The 23603-nt window shown below is 50.4% G+C and carries 21 protein-coding genes and 1 pseudogene; 13 read left to right on the top strand and 9 right to left on the bottom strand.

Translation table 11 applies throughout. From position 1 onward, the window contains the following. Window positions 1–146 precede the first annotated feature (146 nt). Window positions 147–1700 carry a YdgA family protein gene (locus NSCA4_RS0111690; RefSeq protein WP_029609758.1) on the top strand — a complete coding sequence of 518 codons (1554 nt, stop codon included), beginning with the start codon at window positions 147–149 and terminating at the stop codon, window positions 1698–1700. A gap of 51 nt (window positions 1701–1751) precedes the next feature. On the opposite strand, the gene NSCA4_RS0111685 is transcribed toward NSCA4_RS0111690, so the two are convergent. Continuing rightward, window positions 1752–3293: an L-lactate MFS transporter gene (locus NSCA4_RS0111685; protein ID WP_016688288.1), complete on the bottom strand. Its 1542-nt coding sequence runs from the start codon at window positions 3291–3293 to the stop codon at window positions 1752–1754. A gap of 182 nt (window positions 3294–3475) precedes the next feature. On the opposite strand from NSCA4_RS0111685, the gene NSCA4_RS0111680 reads away from it, so the two are divergent. The 4 genes from NSCA4_RS0111680 (at window position 3476) to trxB (ending at window position 6989) form a co-directional block, all read left to right on the top strand. Next, window positions 3476–3742, top strand: coding sequence for a hypothetical protein (locus tag NSCA4_RS0111680; protein ID WP_016688287.1), 267 nt, complete (start codon window positions 3476–3478; stop codon window positions 3740–3742). Window positions 3743–3880: 138 nt separating this feature from the next. Then, a complete protein-coding gene (locus tag NSCA4_RS0111675; RefSeq protein ID WP_016688286.1) occupies window positions 3881–4606 on the top strand; it encodes a hypothetical protein in 726 nt (241 codons plus the stop codon). Between the two features lie 153 nt (window positions 4607–4759). Next, window positions 4760–5761 (top strand): porphobilinogen synthase, encoded by a 1002-nt coding sequence (gene hemB / locus NSCA4_RS0111670; protein ID WP_016688285.1) that lies wholly within the window; start codon window positions 4760–4762, stop codon window positions 5759–5761. A 277-nt stretch (window positions 5762–6038) separates the two neighbouring features. Continuing rightward, on the top strand, window positions 6039–6989 hold the full coding sequence (gene trxB, locus NSCA4_RS0111665; RefSeq protein WP_016688284.1) for a thioredoxin-disulfide reductase: 951 nt from the start codon (window positions 6039–6041) through the stop codon (window positions 6987–6989). 225 nt (window positions 6990–7214) lie between these two features. Here trxB and NSCA4_RS16195 read toward each other — a convergent pair. The 3 genes and pseudogenes from NSCA4_RS16195 to NSCA4_RS0111655 form a co-directional block, all read right to left on the bottom strand. After that, window positions 7215–7321 (bottom strand): annotated as a pseudogene (locus NSCA4_RS16195) (IS5/IS1182 family transposase); the annotation flags it as partial. Between the two features lie 99 nt (window positions 7322–7420). After that, the gene (gene ftsH / locus NSCA4_RS0111660; protein ID WP_029609757.1) at window positions 7421–9376 is read right to left on the bottom strand and encodes an ATP-dependent zinc metalloprotease FtsH; all 1956 of its coding nucleotides are present in this window, start codon (window positions 9374–9376) and stop codon (window positions 7421–7423) included. A gap of 64 nt (window positions 9377–9440) precedes the next feature. Next, a complete protein-coding gene (locus NSCA4_RS0111655; protein ID WP_016688282.1) occupies window positions 9441–10061 on the bottom strand; it encodes an RlmE family RNA methyltransferase in 621 nt (206 codons plus the stop codon). Window positions 10062–10169: 108 nt separating this feature from the next. Between NSCA4_RS0111655 and yhbY the strand changes: the two genes are divergently transcribed. After that, the gene (gene yhbY / locus NSCA4_RS0111650) at window positions 10170–10454 is read left to right on the top strand and encodes a ribosome assembly RNA-binding protein YhbY (RefSeq protein WP_016688281.1); all 285 of its coding nucleotides are present in this window, start codon (window positions 10170–10172) and stop codon (window positions 10452–10454) included. A gap of 198 nt (window positions 10455–10652) precedes the next feature. On the opposite strand, the gene thrC is transcribed toward yhbY, so the two are convergent. Both thrC and NSCA4_RS0111640 read right to left on the bottom strand, forming a co-directional pair. After that, window positions 10653–12065 (bottom strand): threonine synthase, encoded by a 1413-nt coding sequence (gene thrC / locus NSCA4_RS0111645; RefSeq protein WP_016688280.1) that lies wholly within the window; start codon window positions 12063–12065, stop codon window positions 10653–10655. Between the two features lie 143 nt (window positions 12066–12208). Next, entirely contained in the window at window positions 12209–12586 is a 378-nt protein-coding gene (locus NSCA4_RS0111640) for a hypothetical protein (protein WP_016688279.1), read from the bottom strand. A gap of 143 nt (window positions 12587–12729) precedes the next feature. On the opposite strand from NSCA4_RS0111640, the gene NSCA4_RS0111635 reads away from it, so the two are divergent. Continuing rightward, window positions 12730–14103, top strand: a complete 1374-nt coding sequence (locus tag NSCA4_RS0111635; protein WP_016688278.1) for a hypothetical protein — start codon at window positions 12730–12732, stop codon at window positions 14101–14103. Between the two features lie 324 nt (window positions 14104–14427). Next, window positions 14428–15741 (top strand): replication-associated recombination protein A, encoded by a 1314-nt coding sequence (locus NSCA4_RS0111625; RefSeq protein WP_016688276.1) that lies wholly within the window; start codon window positions 14428–14430, stop codon window positions 15739–15741. Between the two features lie 212 nt (window positions 15742–15953). Here the strand turns inward: NSCA4_RS0111625 and NSCA4_RS0111620 are convergent, their stop codons facing one another. Next, window positions 15954–17111 (bottom strand): sugar transporter, encoded by a 1158-nt coding sequence (locus NSCA4_RS0111620; RefSeq protein ID WP_016688275.1) that lies wholly within the window; start codon window positions 17109–17111, stop codon window positions 15954–15956. 135 nt (window positions 17112–17246) lie between these two features. Between NSCA4_RS0111620 and NSCA4_RS0111615 the strand changes: the two genes are divergently transcribed. The 3 genes from NSCA4_RS0111615 (at window position 17247) to hemF (ending at window position 20086) form a co-directional block, all read left to right on the top strand. Next, on the top strand, window positions 17247–17624 hold the full coding sequence (locus NSCA4_RS0111615; RefSeq protein ID WP_009312885.1) for a hypothetical protein: 378 nt from the start codon (window positions 17247–17249) through the stop codon (window positions 17622–17624). Between the two features lie 131 nt (window positions 17625–17755). Beyond that, window positions 17756–19006, top strand: a complete 1251-nt coding sequence (gene glyA / locus NSCA4_RS0111610; protein WP_016688274.1) for a serine hydroxymethyltransferase — start codon at window positions 17756–17758, stop codon at window positions 19004–19006. Between the two features lie 165 nt (window positions 19007–19171). Further along, window positions 19172–20086, top strand: coding sequence for an oxygen-dependent coproporphyrinogen oxidase (hemF, locus tag NSCA4_RS0111605; RefSeq protein WP_016688273.1), 915 nt, complete (start codon window positions 19172–19174; stop codon window positions 20084–20086). Between the two features lie 219 nt (window positions 20087–20305). On the opposite strand, the gene tpx is transcribed toward hemF, so the two are convergent. Together tpx and NSCA4_RS0111590 are read right to left on the bottom strand one after the other, a co-directional pair. Further along, entirely contained in the window at window positions 20306–20800 is a 495-nt protein-coding gene (tpx, locus tag NSCA4_RS0111595; protein WP_016688272.1) for a thiol peroxidase, read from the bottom strand. A gap of 170 nt (window positions 20801–20970) precedes the next feature. Then, window positions 20971–21345 (bottom strand): Mth938-like domain-containing protein, encoded by a 375-nt coding sequence (locus NSCA4_RS0111590; RefSeq protein ID WP_016688271.1) that lies wholly within the window; start codon window positions 21343–21345, stop codon window positions 20971–20973. A 394-nt stretch (window positions 21346–21739) separates the two neighbouring features. Between NSCA4_RS0111590 and NSCA4_RS0111585 the strand changes: the two genes are divergently transcribed. Beyond that, window positions 21740–23047, top strand: a complete 1308-nt coding sequence (locus NSCA4_RS0111585; RefSeq protein WP_016688270.1) for a homoserine dehydrogenase — start codon at window positions 21740–21742, stop codon at window positions 23045–23047. Then, window positions 23040–23474, top strand: coding sequence for a hypothetical protein (locus tag NSCA4_RS0111580; RefSeq protein WP_016688269.1), 435 nt, complete (start codon window positions 23040–23042; stop codon window positions 23472–23474). Before NSCA4_RS0111585 ends, NSCA4_RS0111580 begins: the two co-directional genes overlap by 8 nt. Window positions 23475–23603: the final 129 nt, after the last annotated feature.

Here is a 23603-nt window from a genome sequence, read left to right as displayed (position 1 = left end):
TGAAAGTTAATCCACTATAACAATCAAAAAAAACAGCCCAAAAATTTTCAGACGACCCATATTCTTCATAGGAAGCCGCCACGCCGAAAAGACAAGCAAAGCAAAAAATGCTATGCTTAATGCTTTCAATCTGTGTGTCTGAAGCAATGAAAAAGTATCTTATCCCGGTTGCTGCCGTAGCCGTAGCAGCCGCACTTGGCACCCCCTACTACCTCGGCATCAAAGCAGAGGAAAGCCTTACCGCACAACAAAAACTCTTACAAGAATCCGGTTTTCTAACCGTAGAATCGCATCAATACGAACGCGGCTGGTTCAGCGCAACGGAAACCACCGTTATCCGCCTGAAACCTACTCTTCTTCAAAATACGCAAAAATACCTGCCCGACAACCTGAAAACCATCCTGCAAGAGCCGATTACGGTTATCAACCACATCAGCCACGGACCGTTTGCCGGCGACATAGGTACTCAGGCGCACATCGAAACCGAGTTCAAATATCACCCTGAAACCGAAAAAGCATTATCACGCTTCTTCGGCAAACAAACGCCGGTAACGATGAGCAACACCATCTATTTCAGCGGCAGCGGCAAACTGGATTTGAGTATCCCCGCTTTCGATTACGAAGAGCTTTCCGGCATCAAGCTGAACTGGAAAGGTCTGAGCGGGCATACCGACTATAAAAAAGATTTCCAAAGTTACAGCCATGACTATCTGGCTCCCTCCCTTCAAGTCAAACTGGCGGACAAGGGCGACATTTCTCTGGAAAACCTACATTTCCAATCTGAAACCACAAGCGGCCTCAGCAAACTGTCTTTAGGCAAAAGCAGCACTACGCTGGATAAATTCCTGCTCCAGTGGAAAGACAACATCGATTACAACATTAAGCTGAATGAATTGGTAAACTTGGTTACCAATCTGCAAATCGGTGCGTTTATCAATCCGACAGGCAGCATCCCTCCGTCAAAAATCGAGGTCAGCAAACTGAAATTTGAAACCGATACTCACGAAGCGGACAAGTTCATCAACAGCGAAGGCCGCTTCCAATTTCAAGACCTGACTTACGGCGATGAAAAATACGGCCCATTGGACATCAATATTGCCGCCGAACACTTGGATGCCTCCGGCCTTCTTGCGCTGAAAAATAAATTTGCCGAAATCGCAGATAAAAAAATGAGCGAAGAAGAAATCCAAAAAGCCTTGATACAGACCGCCAAGAACGAGGCTTCAAGCCTGTTTACCAATAATCCTATCTTAAATGTTAAGACCTTCAAATTCACTATGCCTCAAGGCGATGTCGATGTCAGCGGCAAACTGCTGTTTAAAGGTCTGGCGGCAAAAGATTTGAACAGCCTCAGCGATATGCTGAAAAAAACCGAAGCCGGATTTGACATGGCGGTTCCGCAAAAACTGCTCGAACAACTGGCAATCAGTCAGGCACGCAGTATTTTCAGCGTCAATCCCGACGATGAGGCAAATGGGCAGGCAGGTATCGAAGACGTTACCGAAACCCTGCGCCTAATGGTGGACAGCACCATCCGCAGCATGGCGGACGAAAAATATCTGGCGCTGGAAAACGGTACAGTCAAAACCAAGATGACTTTGCAAAACGGTGAACTGAAGCTTAACGGCAAAGTCCTGCAAAATGATCCCGAGCCGGATTTTGATGATACGGATATGGTTTCCGAACCATCCCATCCATAAACCGAAAGGTCGTCTGAAAATTCAGACGACCTTTTTCCCATCAATCCGCTTTTAACGGAACAACCCCAACGCCTTAACGAACACCATCACCACGCCGTAAACCAGCGGGACACCAACCAAAGCCCAACGCCACCAAACCGAAAAACCGCCTGCTGCGACTTTTTCCTGCAACAAGTAGGCATCGGAAACGGCAGTTTCGTCATCGGGATTGCCGCTGTGTGCCGCTGTTTTGATGTCGGTTTCGTGGTGTTTTTCATGGACGGACTTGACGGCGAGGTTGCACAGCAAACCGACAATCAATAATCCTGCCATGATATACATGGTTACACTGTATGCCTGCGCGGCGGGAACACCGCTGTCGATTTGGCTTTGGCGGATGTAGTTCACCAAGACCGGACCAATAACGGCAGCGGTTGACCAAGCCAGCAAAATACGTCCATGAATCGCGCCGACTTGATAAGTGCCGAACAAGTCTTTCAAATAAGCCGGAATTGCGGCAAAACCGCCACCATACATGGAAATGATGACGCAGAATCCAATAATAAACAGAGCCTTGTTTCCACTTTCGCCAATGGACGGAACGGCAAAATACAGCAGCGAGCCGAGTACGAAGAAGATGGTGTAGGTATTTTTACGTCCGATTCTGTCGGAAACGCTGGACCATAAAAACCGCCCGCCCATATTGAACAGGCTCAAAAGACTGACGAAACCTGCCGCCGCCCCCGCGCTGATTGCCGCTTGTTTACCGACCGACGCTTCTGAAAACAGCTCCTGAATCATGACCGAAGCCTGCCCCAAAACGCCGATACCGGCAGTTACATTCAGGCACAACACCCAAAACAACAGCCAAAATTGCGGCGTTTTCATCGCTTGGGAAACATTGACATGATTGGTACTGACCAGCTTGTTTTTAGTTTTAGGCGCGACATAGCCTTCAGGCTTCCAACCCTCCGCCGGCACGCGGATGGTGAATGCGCCGAACATCATCAACACAAGGTAAAACAACCCCAACACGACAAAAGTCGGTGCAACGCCGACCGACACGTCGTCTGAAAACGCATTCATCAACGATACGGACGACGGCGAGGCAAGCATCGCACCGCCACCGAACCCCATAATCGCCAAACCCGTCGCCATGCCCGGCTTGTCCGGAAACCACTTCATTAAAGTGGACACCGGGCCGATATAGCCCAGCCCCAAGCCGATGCCGCCGATCACGCCGTTGCCCAAATACAGAAGAAACAGATTATGCGTACTGACGCCGAGTGCTGACACAAAAAAACCCAAGCTGAAACAGCACGCCGCGACAAACATCGCCTTGCGCGGGCCGACACGCTCCATCCAAGTGCCGAACAACGCAGCAGACGCGCCCAACATGGCCAGCGCGATACTGAAAATCCAGCCCACAGTCGTCAGCTTCCAATCTCCGGCCGCTGATTCGGTAATGCCGATAAGCTTGGTCAGCGGCGCGTTAAACACGGAATACGCATAAATTTGCCCGATGGCAAGATGCACCGCCAAAGCGGCAGGCGGCACCAGCCAACGGTTGAAACCCGGCTTGGCAATCGTCGCCTCACGGTCTAAAAATTTCATAAAAGCCTCTTGATGTCTAATGAAAAACAGCGTTCTCCGCGAGGAAAACGCCTTAAATTGTTGACAATATTGTACCATGCTTCCGCATGGGCTTTACTCCGCTTAACATGAGTTTTTTGAGTAAGAAAGAGAAAATCATTCATAATATGGACTTGCTCCCACCTAATCATGCACGCTCCCACATGACTTTTATCGCCCTTACCAATATTTTTCTGATTGTCTTATTTGTTTTCACCATGCTGTTCGTTCGGTGGCGCAACCGTAAACTCAAGCAGGCATATCTCGCACGGATTATGGAACAGCCCGGAACTTTCGAATGGCTCTCACGCAATCTGAGCGGCGATGAGGTCAAAGATATTCAAGCAATCCGTACGCATTTCGGTTTGCCATTACAGGAATCCGAACAACTCATTAATATTTTCCGCGGTCAAAATCCCGGCAAAATATAACGCCTATTTTCAGACGACCTCGACTTCCCCATCAAGCAACCATTCAAGCCAAAATCCTTCCGCTTGAAAAATATTTTGCTATTGCACGCATTTCTATGTTAAATAACGTAATCCGTGACTAAACAATAATATTTCATTATGGTAAACATTAAACTCAAAACACATCTTTCTTACATCCTGCTCGCTTCCGTATTGCTTACCGGCTGCCAGAATTATGAGGTAGACCAAAGCCGTCGCAGCAAAATCGCGCAATTTGCTATCAACCACCCTGTTGCGGCGCAAGTGATTGGCGTTGAAGACAAAAACTCGACCAATCTGACCAGCAACGCCGCACGCTTTGCCATCCGGACCGGTTTAGACGACCGTGCAAACGGCGAAGGACGCGGGACACAGGTCAATGCCGTCCGTCAAGCCTTATGGCAGGCCGCTATTTCCTCCCAATTTGACAGCGAAATTGCAAACAGAGCCGGCAATGCCTATCTTTCCGATATGGAAATTCGAGAGGGTAAAACCGATTATTACAGCCGTTTCCTTGCCGACCAAGCCGTCGATCAGCGCAACAACCGTATCGGACGCAGCATCGGCAGCGGCAAGCCCGGTGCGGACATGAAAGCCCTCCTGCAAAGCGTTTTGTTCTACTACCACAAGGTAGGTCTGTGGACCGCCTCCGAAGTCAAAGCCTCCGGCCGCAAAGTATGGAGAATCAGCCAAGAAAAATTGAGTGAAGCAGAATATCGCCGCGCTTTGAAAAACATTGCTCCGCTGGACACCAACGGAATGCTGCCGAACGAGCAAAACCTCAAAACGGATACGTTCAACGAAATTAAAAAAACGGTCAAAGTGATTACCAAAGTCGAAGACTGATTCGTATCAACATCCTATCTACTGCTTCAGTAATCTCCCAAAACGGCGTAAACTGTCGCAAACCCATTTTCAGACGACCCCTGCTTGCAAAGAGGTCGTCTGAAAACATTTCTCCTGCCGATTTAGCTGTTTCCAGAAGGACAAAGGACGATTATGAACTTCCCACCGCGTTACGTTTCCGCCACCCGTATGCGCCGCATGCGCAAGGACGATTTCTCCCGCCGCCTGATGCGCGAGCATACCCTGACCGCAGACGATTTGATTTACCCCGTTTTCGTACTCGAAGGCAGCAACCAAGAAGAAGCCGTCCCCTCCATGCCCGGCGTGAAACGGCAAAGTTTGGACAAATTATTGTTCACCGCCGAAGAAGCCCTCAAACTCGGCATCCCGATGCTGGCACTCTTCCCTGTCGTTACCCAAAATAAAACCGAATTGGCGGAAGAAGCCTACAACCCCGAAGGACTCGTTCCTACCGTCGTGCGCACCCTGCGCGAGAAATTTCCCGAACTCGGCATCATGACCGACGTCGCCCTCGACCCCTACACCATTCACGGGCAAGACGGACTGACCGATGCAAACGGCTACGTCCTAAACGACGAAACCATCGAAGTTTTGGTGAAACAAGCATTGTGCCACGCCGACGCAGGCGCGCATGTCGTCGCCCCGTCCGACATGATGGACGGCCGCATCCTCGCCATCCGCGAAGCCCTCGAAGACGCAGGACACATCCACACCCGCATCATGGCGTATTCCGCCAAATATGCCTCCGCATTTTACGGCCCGTTCCGCGATGCGGTCGGCAGTTCCGGCAACTTGGGTAAAGCCGACAAGAAAACCTACCAAATGGACCCCGCCAACACCGACGAAGCCCTGCACGAAGTCGCCCTCGATATTCAGGAAGGCGCGGATATGGTGATGGTCAAACCCGGCCTGCCCTATCTTGACGTTGTCCGCCGCGTCAAAGACGAGTTCGGCGTACCGACCTACGCCTACCAAGTTTCCGGCGAATACGCCATGCTTCAAGCAGCAGTTCAAAACGGCTGGTTGGACGGCGAAAAAGTCATACTCGAAAGCCTGCTCGCCTTCAAACGCGCCGGTGCCGACGGCATCTTGACCTATTACGCCATCGAAGCCGCCAAATTGCTTAAAAAATAAAACACAAATAACGGCATAGGTTTTCCTGTAAACTATCCCAATGCCGGACATTGTAAAGCCAGCAAAAGGCTGATTGAAAAGCAAAAGGTCGTCTGAAAATGTTCAGACGACCTTTCCTCAATACACCTTCCCAATAACTGATTTACCATTCACAATCGACCCTTGTTAATTTCAATACTGCCAACATATCCCCATCATGCCAACGGACGCAGCTTAGATTTTCAAGTAAAATCTACCCCGTCTGAAACACACTCAATCTCAAAGTAAGGAAAACATCATGAGCAATCATCACAAACTCATCATCCTCGGCTCCGGTCCTGCCGGCTACACCGCCGCCGTCTACGCCGCCCGCGCCAACCTCAAGCCCGTCATCATTACCGGTGTCGAACAGGGCGGACAACTGATGACCACCACAGAAGTCGACAACTGGCCCGCCGACGCCGAAGGCGTACAAGGTCCTGAACTGATGGCGCGTTTTCTTGCCCATGCCGAGCGCTTCGGCACTGAAATGATTTTCGACCAAATCCACACCGTTGATTTGCAAAACCGCCCCTTCACCCTCAAAGGCGACATGGGCGAATACACCTGCGATGCGTTGATTGTCGCTACCGGCGCATCTGCCAAATATCTGGGGCTGCCCAGCGAAGAAACCTTTGCGGGCAAAGGCGTATCCGCCTGCGCGACCTGTGACGGTTTCTTCTATAAGCAACAAGACGTGGCAGTCGTCGGCGGCGGCAATACTGCCGTAGAGGAAGCCCTTTACCTCGCCAACATCGCCAACACCGTTACCCTGATTCACCGCCGCGACAGCTTCCGCGCCGAAAAAATCATGGTGGACAAACTCATGCAGCGCGTTGAAGAAGGCAAAATCATCCTCAAGCTCAACAGCAATCTGGATGAAGTCTTAGGCGACGAAGGCGGCGTTACCGGCGCCCGTCTGAAACACAATGACGGCACTAACGAAGACATCGCCGTCAAAGGCGTGTTTATCGCCATCGGCCATAAGCCCAATACCGACATTTTCAAAGGCCAGCTCGATATGGACGAAACAGGTTACCTGAAAACCAAAGGCGGTACGGGCGACAACGTCGGCGCGACCAACATCGAAGGCGTATGGGCGGCAGGCGACGTCAAAGACCACACCTACCGCCAAGCCATCACCAGCGCGGCTTCAGGCTGCCAAGCCGCACTTGATGCCGAACGCTGGCTCGACCGCCAAGGGTTGTAAAACATCTCTGTATTGTATGGAGTAGAAGCAGTTCGATTAGACTCATTCCAAACAAGCTGCTAACCCGATGTCAATATGACGTTTCAAAAATTAACCATAAGAAGAAGTCGTCTGAAAATCCTAATCCAAGTTTTCAGACGACCTTTTTGTTTTAATCACGAGACTTCAAAAAGAGCAATCACATTACAACCCTCTCATTCTGACGAACGTCATTCGTTTCTACTTATATAGTGGATTAACTTTAACCAGTACGGCGTTGCCTCGCCTTGCCGTACTATCTGTACTGTCTGCGGCTTCGTCGCCTTGTCCTGATTTAAATTTAATCCACTATAACAGTAAAAATATACAAACTGTACTTCCTCGCCCTACCTGTTTTATAACAGGCGCAATAAAATAAAACGGCAGCTTGAATAAGCTGCCGTTTCCCATATTTATGATTTATTTCCAGAATCTTCGGAATTACCAATCGGAGCAGATTCCTGAGCAACGGTTTCCTGAGGTTCAGGCTCTGTTGCAGATTCGGATTGTTCCGGCTCATCCTGACGAATATTGTGACTGTAATCTTTTGGCGGGCTAGGTTGTTTGCCTGCCATAATTTCCAACACTTGATCACGATCGATGGTTTCCCAATCCATTAAAGCTTTACACATGGTTTCCATTTTATCGCGGTTTTCATCAAGGATTTTGTAGGCCACCTGATATTGTTCATCCAAAATACGGCGTACTTCCGCATCAATATCTTGTTGCGTTTTTTCAGAAATGTTTTGAGAACGGGTAACGCTGCGTCCCAAAAATACCTCGTCTTCGTTTTCCGAATAAACCATGACGCCCATTTTATCGCTCATACCATAACGGGTTACCATCTCCCGCGCCATTTGCGTAGCACGTTCGAAATCGTTGGCAGCACCGGTCGAAATACGGCCGACGAAGATGTCTTCAGCAATACGACCTCCAAACAAGATGGAAAGCTGACTCAGCATTTGGTCTTTATACATGCTGATACGGTCGCGTTCCGGAAGCTGCCAAGTCAAGCCGAGCGCACGGCCGCGCGGCATGATGGTTACTTTATGAACGGGATCAGTAAACGGCAGGCTTTCGGCAACAATCGCATGACCTGCTTCATGGTAGGCAGTCGCACGTTTTTCGTCTTCATGCATTACCATGCTGCGGCGTTCGGGACCCATATAGATTTTGTCTTTGGCATCTTCGAAATCGCTTTGATCGACTTTGGTTTTATTCCGACGACCCGCAAACAGGGCGGCTTCATTAACCAAGTTGGCCAAATCCGCACCGGAAAAACCGGGAGTACCTCGGGCCAAAGAACCCAAATCAACAGATGCATCCAAAGGCACTTTTTTTGCGTGTACTTTCAAAATCTGTTCACGACCACGGATATCGGGTAGTGGAACCACCACTTGTCTGTCGAAACGGCCGGGACGTTGCAAGGCGGGATCTAATACGTCCGGACGGTTGGTTGCGGCAATGACGATAACGGTCTGATTACTTTCAAAACCGTCCATTTCTACCAAAAGCTGGTTCAAGGTTTGTTCGCGCTCATCATTACCGCCGCCCAAACCTGCACCGCGCTGACGGCCGACAGCGTCGATTTCGTCAATAAAAATGATACAAGGAGCGTTTTTCTTCGCTTGTTCAAACATATCGCGCACGCGGCTTGCACCGACCCCGACGAACATTTCAACAAAGTCAGAACCTGAGATACTGAAGAACGGTACGCCTGCTTCGCCTGCAATGGCTTTTGCCAGTAAAGTCTTACCTGTACCCGGACTGCCCGCCAATAAGATACCTCGCGGAACGCGTCCGCCCAAACTTTGATATCGGCTTGGAGCTTTCAGGTAATCAACGATTTCCTGCACTTCCTCTTTTGCCTCATCGCAACCGGCAACATCCGCAAAGGTAACTTTGTTGGCATTTTTGTCCAGAAGGCGGGCACGGCTTTTGCCGAAAGAGAAGGCACCACCCTTACCACCGCCACCGCTTTGCATACGCATGAAATAGAACCACGCACCAATCAGCAGCAATACCGGCAGCAGGCTGTAAAACAGGCTGGCGAGCATACTTGGTTTTTCTTCGGGGATAACGTTGACGCGGACTTTATTGTCCAAAAGCGTTTTAACCAAATTATCATCCAAAGGCGCATTGGTGAAGAAAGAAGTTTTATCAGTACGCTCGCCTTTAATCAGATAACCGCTGACGACTGAGCCTTCTATATTGACATTGGCGACTTCACCGTTGTTTACCTGTTGGATGAATTGAGAGTATTCGATTTGTTGTTTGTTTTCCTGCTTGCCGGTAAGGGCATTGAACGCGGCCATCAGGCCGACGCACAAAGCTACCCACAGCAGAATTGACTTAAAGGTATTCCCCACTTAGCCAGGCTCCATAATATTAAAATAAACGAAAGAAAGATTTTAAAACAGGCCGTTCGTATTGTCAGCGTTTATTTTTTCCTAATAAATAAATCTCACTGGAACGATTGCGCGATGCCTCGGGCTTGCGCGTCTGCACAATTCCGAAGATTTCGCGCATGGCTGCCATATATTCCTGATAGCCCGCCCCCTGAAATACTTTCACCAAAAAGCTGCCGCCCGTTTTCAAATGATTGACGGCAAAGTCCAAAGCCAGTTCGCACAAGTAAAAGCTGCGGGCTTGGTCGGTTACGGCGTTACCCGACATATTGGGTGCCATATCGCAAATTACAAGGTCTAGCGGACGGTCGTCCAGCAAGGTTTCAAATTTTGCCAATACGTCATCTTCCCTGAAGTCTCCCTGAATAAAAGAAACACCTTCTATTTCATCCATGTGCAGGATATCCAATGCGAACACGCGCCCTGAATCGCCGACCAGTTTTGCCGCGACTTGCGACCAGCTTCCCGGCGCGCTGCCTAAATCCGCTAAAACCGTGCCGGGTTTGATTAATTTGTCTTTCTCGTTGATTTCCAGCAGTTTATATGCGGCGCGGGCGCGATATCCGTCTTTTTGCGCCATGTGGACGTAATGATCGTTGACGTGTTCGTGAAGCCAGGATTTGGATGATTTTGAACGTACTGCCATAATTTATTTAGTGATATAGAGAAATGCCGTATTGTACGTTATTTTCTCCCGAGATTGCGCCAAATCGCGTACAATGCCGCATTATTCTTTCTTTTCAAGCATTAGAACATGACTGACAGTAAATTAAGCACCAAAGAAATTTTGGAATTGAAAGCCCGCGCCCATCACCTTCATCCCGTTGTAATGGTGGGGCAACAAGGTTTGACCGAGTCCGTTATCAAAGAAACCGATGCTGCCTTGACGGCGCATGAATTGATTAAAGTCCGTGTATTCGGCGACGACCGCGCCGAACGCGTTGAAATTTGCAATGCGTTGTGCGAAGCCGTCGATGCGCAACTGGTTCAGCATATCGGTAAGCTGTTGGTGTTGTGGCGTAAAAACTTGGAGGCTTGAGAAAGCGTTTGGTTTCAAATAAATAATGTGAGGTCGTCTGAAAGCCTTGACTGGTTTTCAGACGACCTTTGATTTTAATGAATCTTGAAAGCAGTGTAGAGACAAAGGCAGATCATTTATCAAGACATAAATGGCCGTCTGTAACACAATAGCATGTTTCAGACGACCTATTGGGCAACCCGCTTTACTTATCTCGCTTTACTTATCTAAGGTTTCGCGGATGATTTCTTTAACGGCGGCGGCATTGTTCGGCACGACCCGGACGCGCTGCGGCAGGTTTTCCAAACCTTCCAGCATGGCAGGGCGCGGAATGGCGACATCGCTAACCGCTTCGCGTATGGTCGCATCGAATTTCGCTGCCAACGCAGTTTCCAAACAAACAACCGTCTCCCCTTCTTCGCGCACTTCGCGGGCGACTTTTACGCCGTCGGCAGTGTGAGGGTCGATGAGTTCCTTATCTTGCTCGTAAACCTGTTTGATGGTGGCGAGGCGGTCGGCGTGGGTGGATTTGCCGGAAGTAAAACCGTATTTGCCGCCGACTTTTTCTAAGGCAAACTGCAAGTCAAAGCCCTTGCCCGCCGCCACTTCTGCCCACAGCGTATTGATTTCCTGAGGATCGCGATCCATCAGGTCGAACACAAAACGCTCGAAGTTGGACGCTTTGGAAATGTCCATAGACGGGCTGGAGGTAACATAAGTATGCTCGCTGTTGCGCGGGCGGTATGCGCCGGTTTTGAAAAACTCGTCCAACACATCGTTTTCATTGGTCGCGACAATCAGGCGGCGGATAGGCAAGCCCATCTGTTTGGCGATGTGTCCCGCGCAAACGTTGCCGAAGTTGCCGCTCGGTACGCAAAAGCTAACCTGCTCGTCATTGCTTTGCGTCGCCTTGAAATAGCCCGCAAAGTAATAAACCACTTGCGCGACGATGCGTCCCCAGTTGATCGAATTGACCGTACCGATATGGTATTTTTCCTTGAACGCGGCATCGTTCTGTACCGCCTTCACAATATCCTGACAGTCGTCAAACATCCCCTTCACGGCGATATTGTGGATATTCTCGTCTTGCAGGCTGTACATCTGCGCACGTTGAAACGCGCTCATCTTGCCGTCGGGCGAGAGCATAAATACGTTTACACCTTTTTTACCGCGCAAGGCATATTCCGCAGCCGAACCCGTATCGCCGCTGGTCGCGCCCAAGATATTGAGTTCCCTGTCCTTTTTGTTCAACACATATTCAAACGCGTTGCCCAAAAACTGCATCGCCATATCCTTGAACGCCAGCGTCGGGCCGTTGGACAAGGCTTGGATTTTGATGCCGTCCGACAAAGTACGCACAGGCGTGATTTCCTTAGAGCCGAACGCCGCTTCCGTATAAGTACGGTTCACAATATCGCGCAAATCGTCCGCCGGAATATCCGTAACAAACAGGCTCATCACCTCAAACGCCAGCTCCGGATAACTCAAACCGCGCCACTTGTCCAAAGTCTCGCGGCTGACCTGCGGATAATGCTCCGGCAGCATCAAACCGCCGTCGGGCGCAAGCCCCATCAACAAAACCTCGCTAAACGGTTTATGCGCCGTCTCGCCGCGCGTACTGATATATTTCATGATTTCTTCTCTATAAAAACAAAAATATTGCCGATCAAAATAAGAAACCCGCCTGCAAACCATCCGACAAGCCACCCTATCCCGACCTTCATCCACTATAAACTTTCAGACGACCCCGATACACAGAGGTCGTCTGAAAAACATTATCTATACAAACGCTTGAAACAAGCATTGACGGTTTTCACCGTTACCGACGCAATCGCCCGATCGCGCGAAGAAGGATTCAAAACATCCATCAACTCTTGCGCGGACACCTGATTCGGCGCTTCCTCGCTCGCGCAGCCGCAGATTTTATCTTCCCACTCGCGCTGTTTGTCCGCGCTCATCGTCAGCGCGACCAAACGCCATTCATTGCGCTTGTTCAACTCCGAACGGCATTGATGATCGACCGCCATTTTCACCACGCTGCCACCGATACCCGTACCGCCGCCCAAACCGCCGAACGCCGAGTCTGAATCATAAGCGCAACCGCCCAACAACGCCGCCACAGAAGCAACGGCAACCATCTTTTTCATATTCATAGCCATCCCTTGCCGCAAGGTCGTCTGAAACGCCCCGCAAAGTCTTTAAACAAACGCGTATTATACCGTAAGCAGTGTGAGATGGGGGATTGGGGAAAGTCGGGTATAATCCGTTTTTTCTTGGGAAAATAGAGGATTGATCAATGGCTAACTCAAACGAAAACACGCAAAACCCTAAAGAGAATCAAGAAAAAACGGCTGACGAAGGTATTCAAAAGCATTCAGAGCATACCGCTGAAAATAAACAGCCTGAATCAAAAGACAATGCACAGAAAAAAGATGAATCTACATGTTTATGTAAATTTTTTAAAAAGATTGCAGAATGGATATGCGCAAGAAAAAATAAAAACTCAAAGAAGGCAGATGAAAATGCCACAGAAAACAATGATGCTGCAAAACAGGCAGAAATAAAACAAACTGATACGGTTGAGCAACCCAAAGAGCAAAGAAAACCATCTGATCATTTGGAAACCATCAGCAAACTCATCGGAATATCGACAGTATTAGGGATACTCGTCGGTGGATTTGTTATATTTGCTTATCTCTTAAAGATTAATCAATTAAGCATTCTTCCTGATGTATTCAGCAATCCGTCTAGCCTAATCGCTGCAAGTACAGTTTTTATAATTATTTTTATTATTATATTTTTATTGTATCAACTTTTAGTGTATTTATTATTACCAGATTCAGCTCTTTTAATACAGGACATTCGAAGCCTAAAATCTCCTAAGTCAAATCGCTCTGATAAAAGCGTTGGATGGGTAAAAATATCATTATTTATAATATTTTACTTGGTATTTGTTTATGCTCTTTCTCAATTACTCGAAATTTTTTTAAAATATTTATTCCCACAAGCAAAAAATATATATCCACTTGTGATAATAATAAATGCCTTTATAGTTCTCTATTATTTTTATAAAAACTGGATTAAAGATCCCAATTCAATTTATAAAATTCCAATTAAGGGAGCCATGACATATATCATAACATTATGTCTATTGATATTCGGTTTTAGCGATAAAATAGCAATTTTATATTTTACCCATTCCATTGAAATTCCTGAAAACTCTTCATGGTATTTATTACACAATAACTTCCAACAAAACAACGGCTCTCAAGAAATCAACGGCATCGACAAAAAAGACTTGATCAAGTTAAAACAAAATTTCAAATGTTCTATTCTTTCAGAAAAAGAAAAAGAAGACAAAAACATTAATTGTTCTCCGATTCCCGAACAACGCAACAACGCCCTATACGGTTATATGGCGTGGAATTTGGGCGACACCAAGGTTTTCTGTCCACCAACTATTGATAATCAAAAAGCCGACTCCACTAAAATTAAAGATGACGACTCTAAAACTGAAGAACAAAAAGCAGCTGACGAATTAGCTGCTAAAGAAGCTAAAAAATTAGCTGAAGAATGTATCGTCATCAGCGGAAAAGCCCTGCAAATTTTGCCGGAAGGTTATATCTCTACCGAACCTATCCAACAACTAAAATATGATGTAAAAAAGTAGACAATCGGGATCAACTGCTGCAACTGTAATCATGATTCGCCAAGAAACAAGGATGGTCATCCTGATATAGGATACACGGACAAAAAAATCTGCCAGTAAGTTATGGCAAATCCATACCGTCATTCCCGCGCAGGCGGGAATCCATCTTTGAGAATAGGCAAAACCATAAAAAATCAATCAACTGAAATTTATAAGTGGATTCCCGCCTGCGCGGGAATGACGGCTGTGATGTATCCTGTCTTTATTGTTCCCTTTGCCATCCGTCCGTTTTCAGACGACCTGCTATAATCCACGTCGTCTGAAACCCTTTTCACGGAAACCGCCATGTCCGACCTCTTTACCCGCCAACCCGATGCGCCGCTTGCCGAACGCCTGCGCCCGCATACGCTTGATGACGTTATCGGGCAGCAGCATTTAATCGGCGAAGGCAAGCCGCTGCGTGTGGCGGTGGAAGGCGGGAAGCCGCATTCTATGTTGCTGTGGGGGCCGCCGGGTGTGGGCAAGACGACGTTGGCGCGGATTTTGGCGCAGAGTTTCAATGCCCAGTTTCTGCCTGTTTCCGCTGTGTTTTCCGGCGTGAAGGACATACGCGAGGCAATCGACAAGGCAGAAATCGCTTTGCAGCAGGGACGCGCGACGATTTTGTTTGTCGATGAAGTCCACCGCTTCAACAAGGCGCAGCAGGACGCGTTTTTGCCCCATGTCGAAAGCGGTTTGCTGACCTTTATCGGCGCGACTACGGAAAATCCGTCGTTTGAAGTCAATCCCGCACTGTTGAGCCGTGCACAGGTGTATGTTTTGCAATCCTTGTCTTCAGACGACCTTAAGAAACTGATTGCCAAAGTATTGGCGTTGCCCGAATACCGGGATTTCACGATTGAAGCCGATGCGCAGGACCTGCTCGTCAATACCGCCGACGGTGATGCGCGCAGATTGTTGAATTTATTGGAACAACTTTTACGCGCCGCCGATACACGTCGTCTGAAAATCCTGACCGCCGAATTTCTCGCCGACAGTCTCGGGGCGCAAATCCGCCGTTTCGACAAAGGCGGCGAGAGTTTCTACAACCAAATCTCCGCCCTGCACAAATCCGTGCGCGGCTCGCATCCGAACGCCGCGCTGTATTGGTTCTGCCGTATGCTCGACGGCGGCACCGACCCGCGCTACCTCGCCCGCCGCATCGTGCGCATGGCGTGGGAGGACATCGGGCTCGCCGACCCGCGCGCCTTCCAAATCGCCAACGATGCCGCCGCCACCTTCGAACGCTTAGGCTCGCCCGAAGGCGAACTCGCGCTGGCGCAAGCCGTGCTGTACCTTGCCGCCGCCGCCAAATCCAACGCGGGCTACAAGGCATATAACCAAATGCGCCGCTTCGTCAAAGAAAACGCCAGCGACGAAGTGCCCGTCCACCTGCGCAACGCCCCGACCAAATTGATGAAGGAATTGGGCTACGGACGCGAATACCGCTACGCCCACGACGAACCGAACGCCTACGCCGCCGGCGAAAGCTATATGCCCGACGGCTTGGACGAACCGGACTTCTACCAACCCGTCCCGCGCGGACTGGAAATCAAAATCGGCGAAAAGCTGGAATGGTTGAAATCGCTGGATGAAGAAGCGTTGGATAAGCAGAATTAAATGGTGTAGATAAAGTTTCAGACGACCCCAAACGTCGTCTGAAAATCCGATCATCGAAAAGAAAAACCGGATTTCCATCAAAGGAATCCGGTTTGTTTTATTCCACACTTAGAAATTCATGCTCACGCCTACGCGGACGGAGCGTTCCGGCGGCGGTGCGATGTATTTAAATAAAGAAACGTTTTCAGACGACCTCTTTTTATACAGCCCTCTTATTTCTGCACATCAACCAACATCCGACACACGACCAATCCTGCCGCCGCCAAGATTGCGGCGGCAAAGCCGATGTTGGAAATGCCTGCCCACACGGTAACGTAGTGTCCCAAAAGCGCGCCGCCGCCGATGCCGACGTTGTAGAGGCCTGAGTAAATCGAGTTGGCCACATCCGTTGCATCCGAGGCAAAGTCCAATACTTTGGATACCATGCCGAGGCTCAAGACGACGATGGCGATACCCCAGACAAACACCAGCGCGTAAACGGCTATCGGGTAAGCGGCAAGAGGCAGCAGGCAGAGCGTCGAAGCCAGAATGACGGATACCGAGGTCAGCAGGAATGCGCGTGGATGTTTGGCAAACCATTTGCCGAACAAATACGACGCGGCAAATCCTGCCAGCCCGTACAGGCTCAAAACGATGGTCACTTGCTCGGGTGCGAAGCCGCCGGCTTGCAGGACGAAGGGTTCGATATAGCTGTATGCCGTAAAGTGGGCGGTAATCAGCAGGACGGTCAGCGCGTAGAGCAGCATGAGGTTTTTACGCTTGAGCAATTCGGGCAGGCTTTTGAGCGAACCTGTGTTCACGCTGGGCAGCAGCGGCAGGTTTTTCGCCAATATGCCCATGACCGCCGCCGCGCAGAGTCCGATAAGCAAAAAGCTGAACTGCCAGCTCGAATGTTGCCCGATAACGCGCCCGAGCGGAATACCCGCCACCATCGCCATAACCGTCCCCGTACTGAGCAGCCCCAAAGCCTGATTGCCTTTACCCTGCGGCGCAACGCGCACTGCCAGCGAGGCGGTAATCGACCAAAACACGGCATGCGTCAGGGCGATACCGATGCGGCTGACAAGCAGGATTTCAAAACTTTGGGCGAAATAGGAAACGATGTGGCTGATGGTAAAGAACGCGAAAAGGACAAGCAGCAGCTTTCGACGTTCGATATTTTTCGTTGCCAGCATCAGCGGCAGCGACAGCAGCGCGACGATCCACGCATACACGGTAATCATGATGCCGACTTCGGTCGGCGGCATATTGAAGGTCGCGCCGATGTCGCTCAATAGGGCAATCGGGATATATTCGGTGGTGTTGAAAATGAATGCGCCGACTGCCAGGGCGATGACGCTTAGCCACTGTTTGTTTGTGTTTGCTGACATTGGGGTTTCCCTTTTTATATTTGTCTTCAAAAATTTATCAGTTTTGTAATTATACTACTTTTAGACGACCTTCCTACTGCGCTGATACAAAATTCCGCCCTAGACGCTCCCGCATCATCGGCATACAATCTTTGCATGAACACCAAACGCCCCAAGCTCTCCCGTTTTGCCCATATCTACGGTATGAACGGGCAATTCGTCCTGTTGGAACAGCATTCCGAGTGGATGCCGGTCAACGATGCCGACTACGACAATGCGCCCGCATTGCCGGAGGGGTTCGTGTTTGCGGATGAAGCGTTCTATACGACCGACGGCAGCGTGCCGCCGCTCGTCCTGCCCGACAACATCAAAATCTTCAACGAAGAAGCGCGCAAACTCGAACGCCGCAGGCTTGACGCGCTGGCTTTGGAAGAGTTGGGCAAAAACCTTGCCGCCGCCCAAGCCGAGACCGACCTCGAAGCCCTGCTCGAAAAAATCGACTTTCATTTAAAACAGGACAATCTGTTCAAATAAACTTTTCAGACGACCCTTCCAGCCGCAAAGAGGTCGTCTGAAAGATAAAATCGTTGACAATCCAAACCGATTTGGTACATTGTTTAACACTTATCAATCCCCGTTTCCCAACCGACAAAGGAGTCGAGAAGATGTTTTCAAAAAGCGTCAACCTAGCCCAATATGATCCGGAGCTGGCAGCCGCCATTGCCCAAGAAGACCAACGCCAGCAAGACCACGTCGAACTGATTGCTTCCGAAAACTACGTCAGTTGCGCCGTGATGGAGGCACAAGGTTCGCAATTGACCAACAAATACGCCGAAGGCTACCCCGGCAAACGCTACTACGGCGGCTGCGAACACGTTGACGTCGTCGAACAGCTGGCAATCGACCGCGTCAAAGAACTCTTCGGTGCGGAATACGCCAACGTCCAACCACATTCCGGCTCCCAAGCCAACCAAGCCGTGTACGCTTCCGTCCTCAAACCCGGCGACACCATCCTCGGCATGAGCCTCGCCCACGGCGGCCACCTGACCCACGGCGCCAGCGTCAATATTTCCGGCAAACTCTACAACGCCATTACCTACGGCTTGGATGAAAACGAAGTTCTCGATTACGCCGAAGTCGAACGCCTCGCGCTCGAACACAAACCCAAAATGATCGTTGCCGGCGCATCTGCCTATGCCCTGCAAATCGACTGGGCGAAATTCCGTGAAATCGCCGACAAAGTCGGTGCCTACCTCTTTGTCGATATGGCACACTACGCAGGCCTGATTGCCGGCGGCGAATACCCCAACCCCGTCCCGTTCTGCGACTTCGTTACTACCACCACCCACAAAACCCTGCGCGGCCCGCGCGGCGGCGTGATTCTGTGCCGCGACAACACGCATGAAAAAGCGTTGAACTCCGCCATCTTCCCAAGCCTGCAAGGCGGCCCGCTGATGCACGTCATCGCCGCCAAAGCCGTTGCATTCAAAGAAGCCCTGCAACCCGAGTTCAAACAATACGCGAAACAGGTGAAAATCAACGCCGCAGCGATGGCGGAAGAATTGGTCAAACGCGGCTTGCGCATCGTTTCCGGCCGCACCGAAAGCCACGTTTTCCTCGTTGACCTGCAACCGATGAAAATCACCGGCAAAGCCGCCGAAGCCGCATTGGGTAAAGCCAACATCACCGTCAACAAAAACGCCATCCCCAACGATCCGGAAAAACCGTTCGTTACCTCCGGTATCCGCATCGGCTCCGCCGCCATGACCACACGCGGTTTCAACGAAGCCGACGCCCGTGTCCTCGCCAACCTCGTTGCCGACGTTTTGGCAAACCCTGAAGACGAAGCGAATCTGGCAAACGTCCGCAAGCAAATCACCGCGCTTTGCGACAAATACCCTGTTTACGGCGCGTAATCGGATTGCCCGTTTAAGCATCTTGCAACACGGAAAGGTCGTCTGAAAATCCTGAAAAAGGGTTTTCAGACGACCTTAATTTCGCATTTCAGACTACAATACCGAATTAAATTATCTCATCAACCCGACGAACTCCGTCTCATCATAAATGCAAGGAATACCCCCATGCACACCGAAGCCGTTTTAACCGTATTGAAAAACCTGCAAAACCAAATCTGCGCCGCGCTTGAGCAAGAAGACGGCGGGGCGGTGTTCGCGCGTGAAGAATGGACGGGCAAATTGGGCGTAGGCGAAACCCGCGTGTTGAAAAACGGCGCGGTATTCGAGCAGGCGGGCGTGAATTTTTCTCATTTGAAAGGCAACAAAATGCCCGCTTCGGTGACGGCGCGCCGCCCTGATCTGGCGGGCGCGGCGTTTGAGGCGATGGGCGTGTCGCTGGTGATTCATCCGAAAAATCCGTATGTGCCGACCAGCCATGCGAACGTGCGTTTTTTTATCGCGTATCCGGAAGGCGGCGAGCCTGTGTGGTGGTTCGGCGGCGGCTTTGATTTGACGCCGTTTTATCCGTTTGAAGAAGATATTTTGCATTGGCACACGGTGGCGCGGGACATGTGCGCGCCGTTTGGGGAAGCGGTTTATCCCGAGTTCAAAAAATGGTGCGACGAGTATTTTTACCTGAAACACCGCGGCGAAACGCGCGGCGTGGGCGGTTTGTTTTTCGACGATTTGAACCGCTGGGATTTTGACACCTGCCTGAATTTCATCAAGGCGGTCGGCGAAGGCTATATCGAGGCGTATCTGCCGATTGTGGCGAAACGCAAAAACACGCCATACGGCGAACGCGAACGCGAGTTCCAGCTTTACCGGCGCGGTCGTTATGTGGAATTTAATTTGGTTTGGGACAGGGGTACGCTGTTCGGCCTGCAAAGTGGCGGGCGCACGGAAAGCATTTTGATGTCCATGCCGCCTTTGGTGCGCTTCGAGTATCAATACGCGCCGGAAGAAGGTTCGCCCGAAGCGCGGTTGAACGAATTTCTCACCGCCCGCGACTGGCTCTCGAGATGCAATAATGGCGGATAAACAAAAGCCGATGCTCAAGCTTCGGATAAGTTCATCCTTGCTATGATAGTGATGGCGGTGTGTCTGTTTATCATCATCGGCGGCGGATTTATCGCCGTAGAGTATTTCAAGGCGCATCCCGAAGTGTTTGAATAGAAGCCGCCCGCGAAATAGTGCAAATAAAGACAAAAGGTCGTCTGAAACTTTTCAGACGACCTTTTTCAGCTTTAAAACCCTGGTTTACAAAACAGCCAAAGCCGCATCGTAATCAGGCTCGTTGGCGATTTCGGCAACCAGTTCGCTGTGCAGGACTTTGTCGTTTTCATCCAAAACCACAACGGCGCGCGCATTCAGTCCGCGCAAAGGGCTGTCAGTCAGGGCGACGCCGTAATCGGCGGCAAAGCTGCTGCGGAACGTAGACAGACTCACAACGTTGTCCAAACCCTCCGCACCGCAGAAACGGGCCTGGGCAAAAGGCAAATCGGCTGAAATGCACAGTACGACCGCGTTGTCCAAAGAAGAAGCGCGTTGGTTAAAGGTACGCACGGATTGGGCGCACACGCCGGTGTCGACGCTTGGGAAAATGTTCAATACTTTGCGTTTGCCCGCAAAATCCGCCAAAGATTTTTCGGACAGGTCGGTGGCGGTCAGGCTGAATGCAGGCGCGGTTTGACCGACGGCAGGCAGATCGCCGCAAGTGTGGACAGAATTGCCTTGGAAGGTAATTTGGGCCATAAGTTTTCCTTTATCAGGTTAATGAAATAATAACGAGAATAAAACTTTTTTATCTGTTTGCCAAGCTATACCTATACATAAGTTAAGGCAGCATATTCGTACCAGGTCGTTTGGAATCAGGTCGTCTGAAAATTTTCAGACGACCTATTTTACATGCGCCGTATGCCTGTTCACACCCACAGCCAAGCCCAAACGCTTCGTCCTTCGCCTTGCAGCAACACCAGCGTCCGGCAGGCGGAGGCTGTGTTCATACATTCCAGCCCGATGCCGTATGCGGCAAGTTCGGCGGCGATTTTGGGATGGAGGAACTGCTGCTTCTCCCCTGTGCCGATGATGATGACTTCGGGCAAGCCGTCCGACTCGGAGGTCGTCTGAAACAGGTCGGCGGCAGTCAGTTCGGACGGCGTTTGCGCCTTCATTGCTTCGACTTTGCCGTTGCGCCAGATGATGGGCGCGATGTAGGTTTTGCCGCCCGCTTCGATTGCGCCCGCCCGATAAGCGGTCAGGCTTAGGGTTTCATCGGTTTTGTTTTCTTCAATCAGCATTTTTCTTCCGTTTCTTTATCGGCTTGATATATCTATTTCAAACAGGCTTCCTGCCCTTTCGCTGCGTTCCGTAAAAAAGGTGCAAAATCAGGCAATTTCAGGTAGGATGGGCGACTTTAGCCTGCCCTTCCGCCCTTGCAAAATCAGCATTATAGTGGATTAACTTTAAACCAGTACGGCGTTGTCTCGCCTTAGCTCAAAGAGAACGATTCTCTAAGGTGCTGAAGCACCAAGTGAATCGGTTCCGTACTATCTGTACTGTCTGCGGCTTCGTCGCCTTGTCCTGATTTAAATTTAATCCACTATATCAATCCACGGCGGCGGTGCGTTTCGGGCTTTCTGAATTTCTGTTTTTACTTTTTGATTTAAGAAAATCAGCTCACAAGGAGGCACAATGAAGCCAGTAAACATCGGTCTTTTAGGTTTAGGTACGGTCGGCGGCGGTACGGCTGCCGTGTTGCAGGACAATGCGGCGGAAATCAGCCGCCGTTTGGGACGCGAAGTGCGCATCAGTGCCGTATGCGACTTGAGCGAAGAAAAAGCCCGCCAAATCTGCCCGTCCGCACCCTTTGTCAAAGACCCGTTCGAACTGGTCGCGCGTGAAGACGTCGATGTCGTCGTCGAATTGTTCGGCGGTACCGGCATCGCCAAAGATGCGGTGTTGAAAGCCATTGAAAACGGCAAACACATCGTTACCGCCAACAAAAAACTGCTCGCCGAATACGGCAACGAAATCTTCCCGTTGGCGGAAGAAAAAAACGTCATGGTGCAATTTGAAGCGGCTGTGGCGGGCGGTATCCCGATTATCAAAGCCCTGCGCGAAGGTCTCGCCGCCAACCGCATCCGCAGCATCGCCGGCATCATCAACGGCACCAGCAACTTCATCCTCTCCGAAATGCGCGAAAAAGGCAGCGCGTTTGCCGACGTATTGAAAGAAGCGCAGGCGTTGGGCTATGCCGAAGCCGACCCGACCTTTGACATCGAAGGCAACGACGCAGGTCATAAAATCACCATCATGAGCGCGCTGGCATTCGGTACGCCGATGAACTTCTCCGCCTGCTACCTCGAAGGCATCAGCAAACTCGACAGCCGCGACATCAAATACGCTGAAGAACTTGGCTACCGCATCAAACTTCTGGGCATCACCCGCAAAACCGACAAAGGCATCGAATTGCGCGTCCATCCGACCCTGATTCCCGAAAGCCGCCTCTTGGCAAACGTCAACGGCGTGATGAATGCCGTGCGCGTCAACGCCGATATGGTTGGGGAAACCTTATATTACGGCGCGGGTGCGGGTGCATTGCCGACCGCTTCCGCCGTGGTTGCCGACATCATCGACATCGCCCGCCTGATTGAAGCGAATACCGACCACCGCGTACCGCATCTGGCGTTCCAACCTGCGCAAGTCCAAGCGCAAACCATCCTGCCTATGGACGAAATCACCAGCAGCTACTACCTGCGCGTCCAAGCCAAAGACGAACCGGGCACGCTGGGGCAAATCGCCGCGCTTTTGGCAAAAGAAAACGTGTCCATCGAAGCCTTAATCCAAAAAGGCGTGATCGACCAAACTACCGCCGAAATCGTGATTCTGACCCACAGCACAGTCGAGAAACACATCAAACGCGCCATTGCCGCCATCGAAGCATTAAGCTGCGTGGAAAAACCGATCACCATGATCCGTATGGAAAGCCTGCATGACTGAGCCGAAAAACGAAATGTCTGCCGAAGAGCAAGCCGCGGCGCGTAAAAAAGCAAAAGCCAAAATCCGCACCATCCGCATTTGGGCGTGGGTCATTTTGGCATTGCTCGCCGCGACCGCCCTGCTCTCCCAATGCGCCATGTCCAAACCGCAGGCGAAACAGAACATCTTTGAGTCTTGTGTGAAAAACATTCCCTTTGCCGAAAAATGGCAAAACGATTTGAAGGAAAGGGGTTTGGATTCAAACAACAGCAAACTCGCCGCCGATTACTGCACCTGTATGTGGGACAAGCCTTTGGACAAGCTCTCCGAAAAGCAGATACGTTCATTGGGTAAACTCAGCCCGCAAGAACAGCTCGACCTGCTCGGCGGCGCGCAGGCGTTTGAAGAGCGCGACAGGCAATGTGTGGCAGGTCTGAAGGCGGAATAATCCGGCTTTGACATGGCAAAAAGGCTGTCTGAAAACTCCGTTTGGTGTTTTCAGACCACCTTTTCTCGTAATAGACAGCCATCATCCTGCAACTTCGCGGTATAATCCGCCGAATACGATCTCACAACA

Origin of the sequence: Neisseria sicca 4320 (assembly GCF_000193735.1) — a bacterium.
Lineage (GTDB): Bacteria > Pseudomonadota > Gammaproteobacteria > Burkholderiales > Neisseriaceae > Neisseria > Neisseria sicca_E.
Note: the sequence above shows the minus strand (reverse complement) of the source record. Positions and strands in the feature narration are given on the sequence as shown.

Excerpts from the sequence above, each read along its gene's own strand:
- thrC (WP_016688280.1), bottom strand. The coding sequence starts at position 12,065 with ATGAAATATATCAGTACGCGCGGCGAGACGGCGCATAAACCGTTTAGC.
- NSCA4_RS0111625 (WP_016688276.1), top strand. The coding sequence starts at position 14,428 with ATGTCCGACCTCTTTACCCGCCAACCCGATGCGCCGCTTGCCGAACGC.
- tpx (WP_016688272.1), bottom strand. The coding sequence starts at position 20,800 with ATGGCCCAAATTACCTTCCAAGGCAATTCTGTCCACACTTGCGGCGAT.
- hemF (WP_016688273.1), top strand. The coding sequence starts at position 19,172 with ATGCACACCGAAGCCGTTTTAACCGTATTGAAAAACCTGCAAAACCAA.
- NSCA4_RS0111620 (WP_016688275.1), bottom strand. The coding sequence starts at position 17,111 with ATGTCAGCAAACACAAACAAACAGTGGCTAAGCGTCATCGCCCTGGCA.
- NSCA4_RS0111675 (WP_016688286.1), top strand. The coding sequence starts at position 3,881 with ATGGTAAACATTAAACTCAAAACACATCTTTCTTACATCCTGCTCGCT.
- hemB (WP_016688285.1), top strand. The coding sequence starts at position 4,760 with ATGAACTTCCCACCGCGTTACGTTTCCGCCACCCGTATGCGCCGCATG.
- NSCA4_RS0111590 (WP_016688271.1), bottom strand. The coding sequence starts at position 21,345 with ATGCTGATTGAAGAAAACAAAACCGATGAAACCCTAAGCCTGACCGCT.
- glyA (WP_016688274.1), top strand. The coding sequence starts at position 17,756 with ATGTTTTCAAAAAGCGTCAACCTAGCCCAATATGATCCGGAGCTGGCA.
- NSCA4_RS0111615 (WP_009312885.1), top strand. The coding sequence starts at position 17,247 with ATGAACACCAAACGCCCCAAGCTCTCCCGTTTTGCCCATATCTACGGT.
- NSCA4_RS0111635 (WP_016688278.1), top strand. The coding sequence starts at position 12,730 with ATGGCTAACTCAAACGAAAACACGCAAAACCCTAAAGAGAATCAAGAA.
- yhbY (WP_016688281.1), top strand. The coding sequence starts at position 10,170 with ATGACTGACAGTAAATTAAGCACCAAAGAAATTTTGGAATTGAAAGCC.
- NSCA4_RS0111690 (WP_029609758.1), top strand. The coding sequence starts at position 147 with ATGAAAAAGTATCTTATCCCGGTTGCTGCCGTAGCCGTAGCAGCCGCA.
- NSCA4_RS0111655 (WP_016688282.1), bottom strand. The coding sequence starts at position 10,061 with ATGGCAGTACGTTCAAAATCATCCAAATCCTGGCTTCACGAACACGTC.
- trxB (WP_016688284.1), top strand. The coding sequence starts at position 6,039 with ATGAGCAATCATCACAAACTCATCATCCTCGGCTCCGGTCCTGCCGGC.
- NSCA4_RS0111580 (WP_016688269.1), top strand. The coding sequence starts at position 23,040 with ATGACTGAGCCGAAAAACGAAATGTCTGCCGAAGAGCAAGCCGCGGCG.
- NSCA4_RS0111585 (WP_016688270.1), top strand. The coding sequence starts at position 21,740 with ATGAAGCCAGTAAACATCGGTCTTTTAGGTTTAGGTACGGTCGGCGGC.
- NSCA4_RS0111640 (WP_016688279.1), bottom strand. The coding sequence starts at position 12,586 with ATGAATATGAAAAAGATGGTTGCCGTTGCTTCTGTGGCGGCGTTGTTG.
- NSCA4_RS0111685 (WP_016688288.1), bottom strand. The coding sequence starts at position 3,293 with ATGAAATTTTTAGACCGTGAGGCGACGATTGCCAAGCCGGGTTTCAAC.
- NSCA4_RS0111680 (WP_016688287.1), top strand. The coding sequence starts at position 3,476 with ATGACTTTTATCGCCCTTACCAATATTTTTCTGATTGTCTTATTTGTT.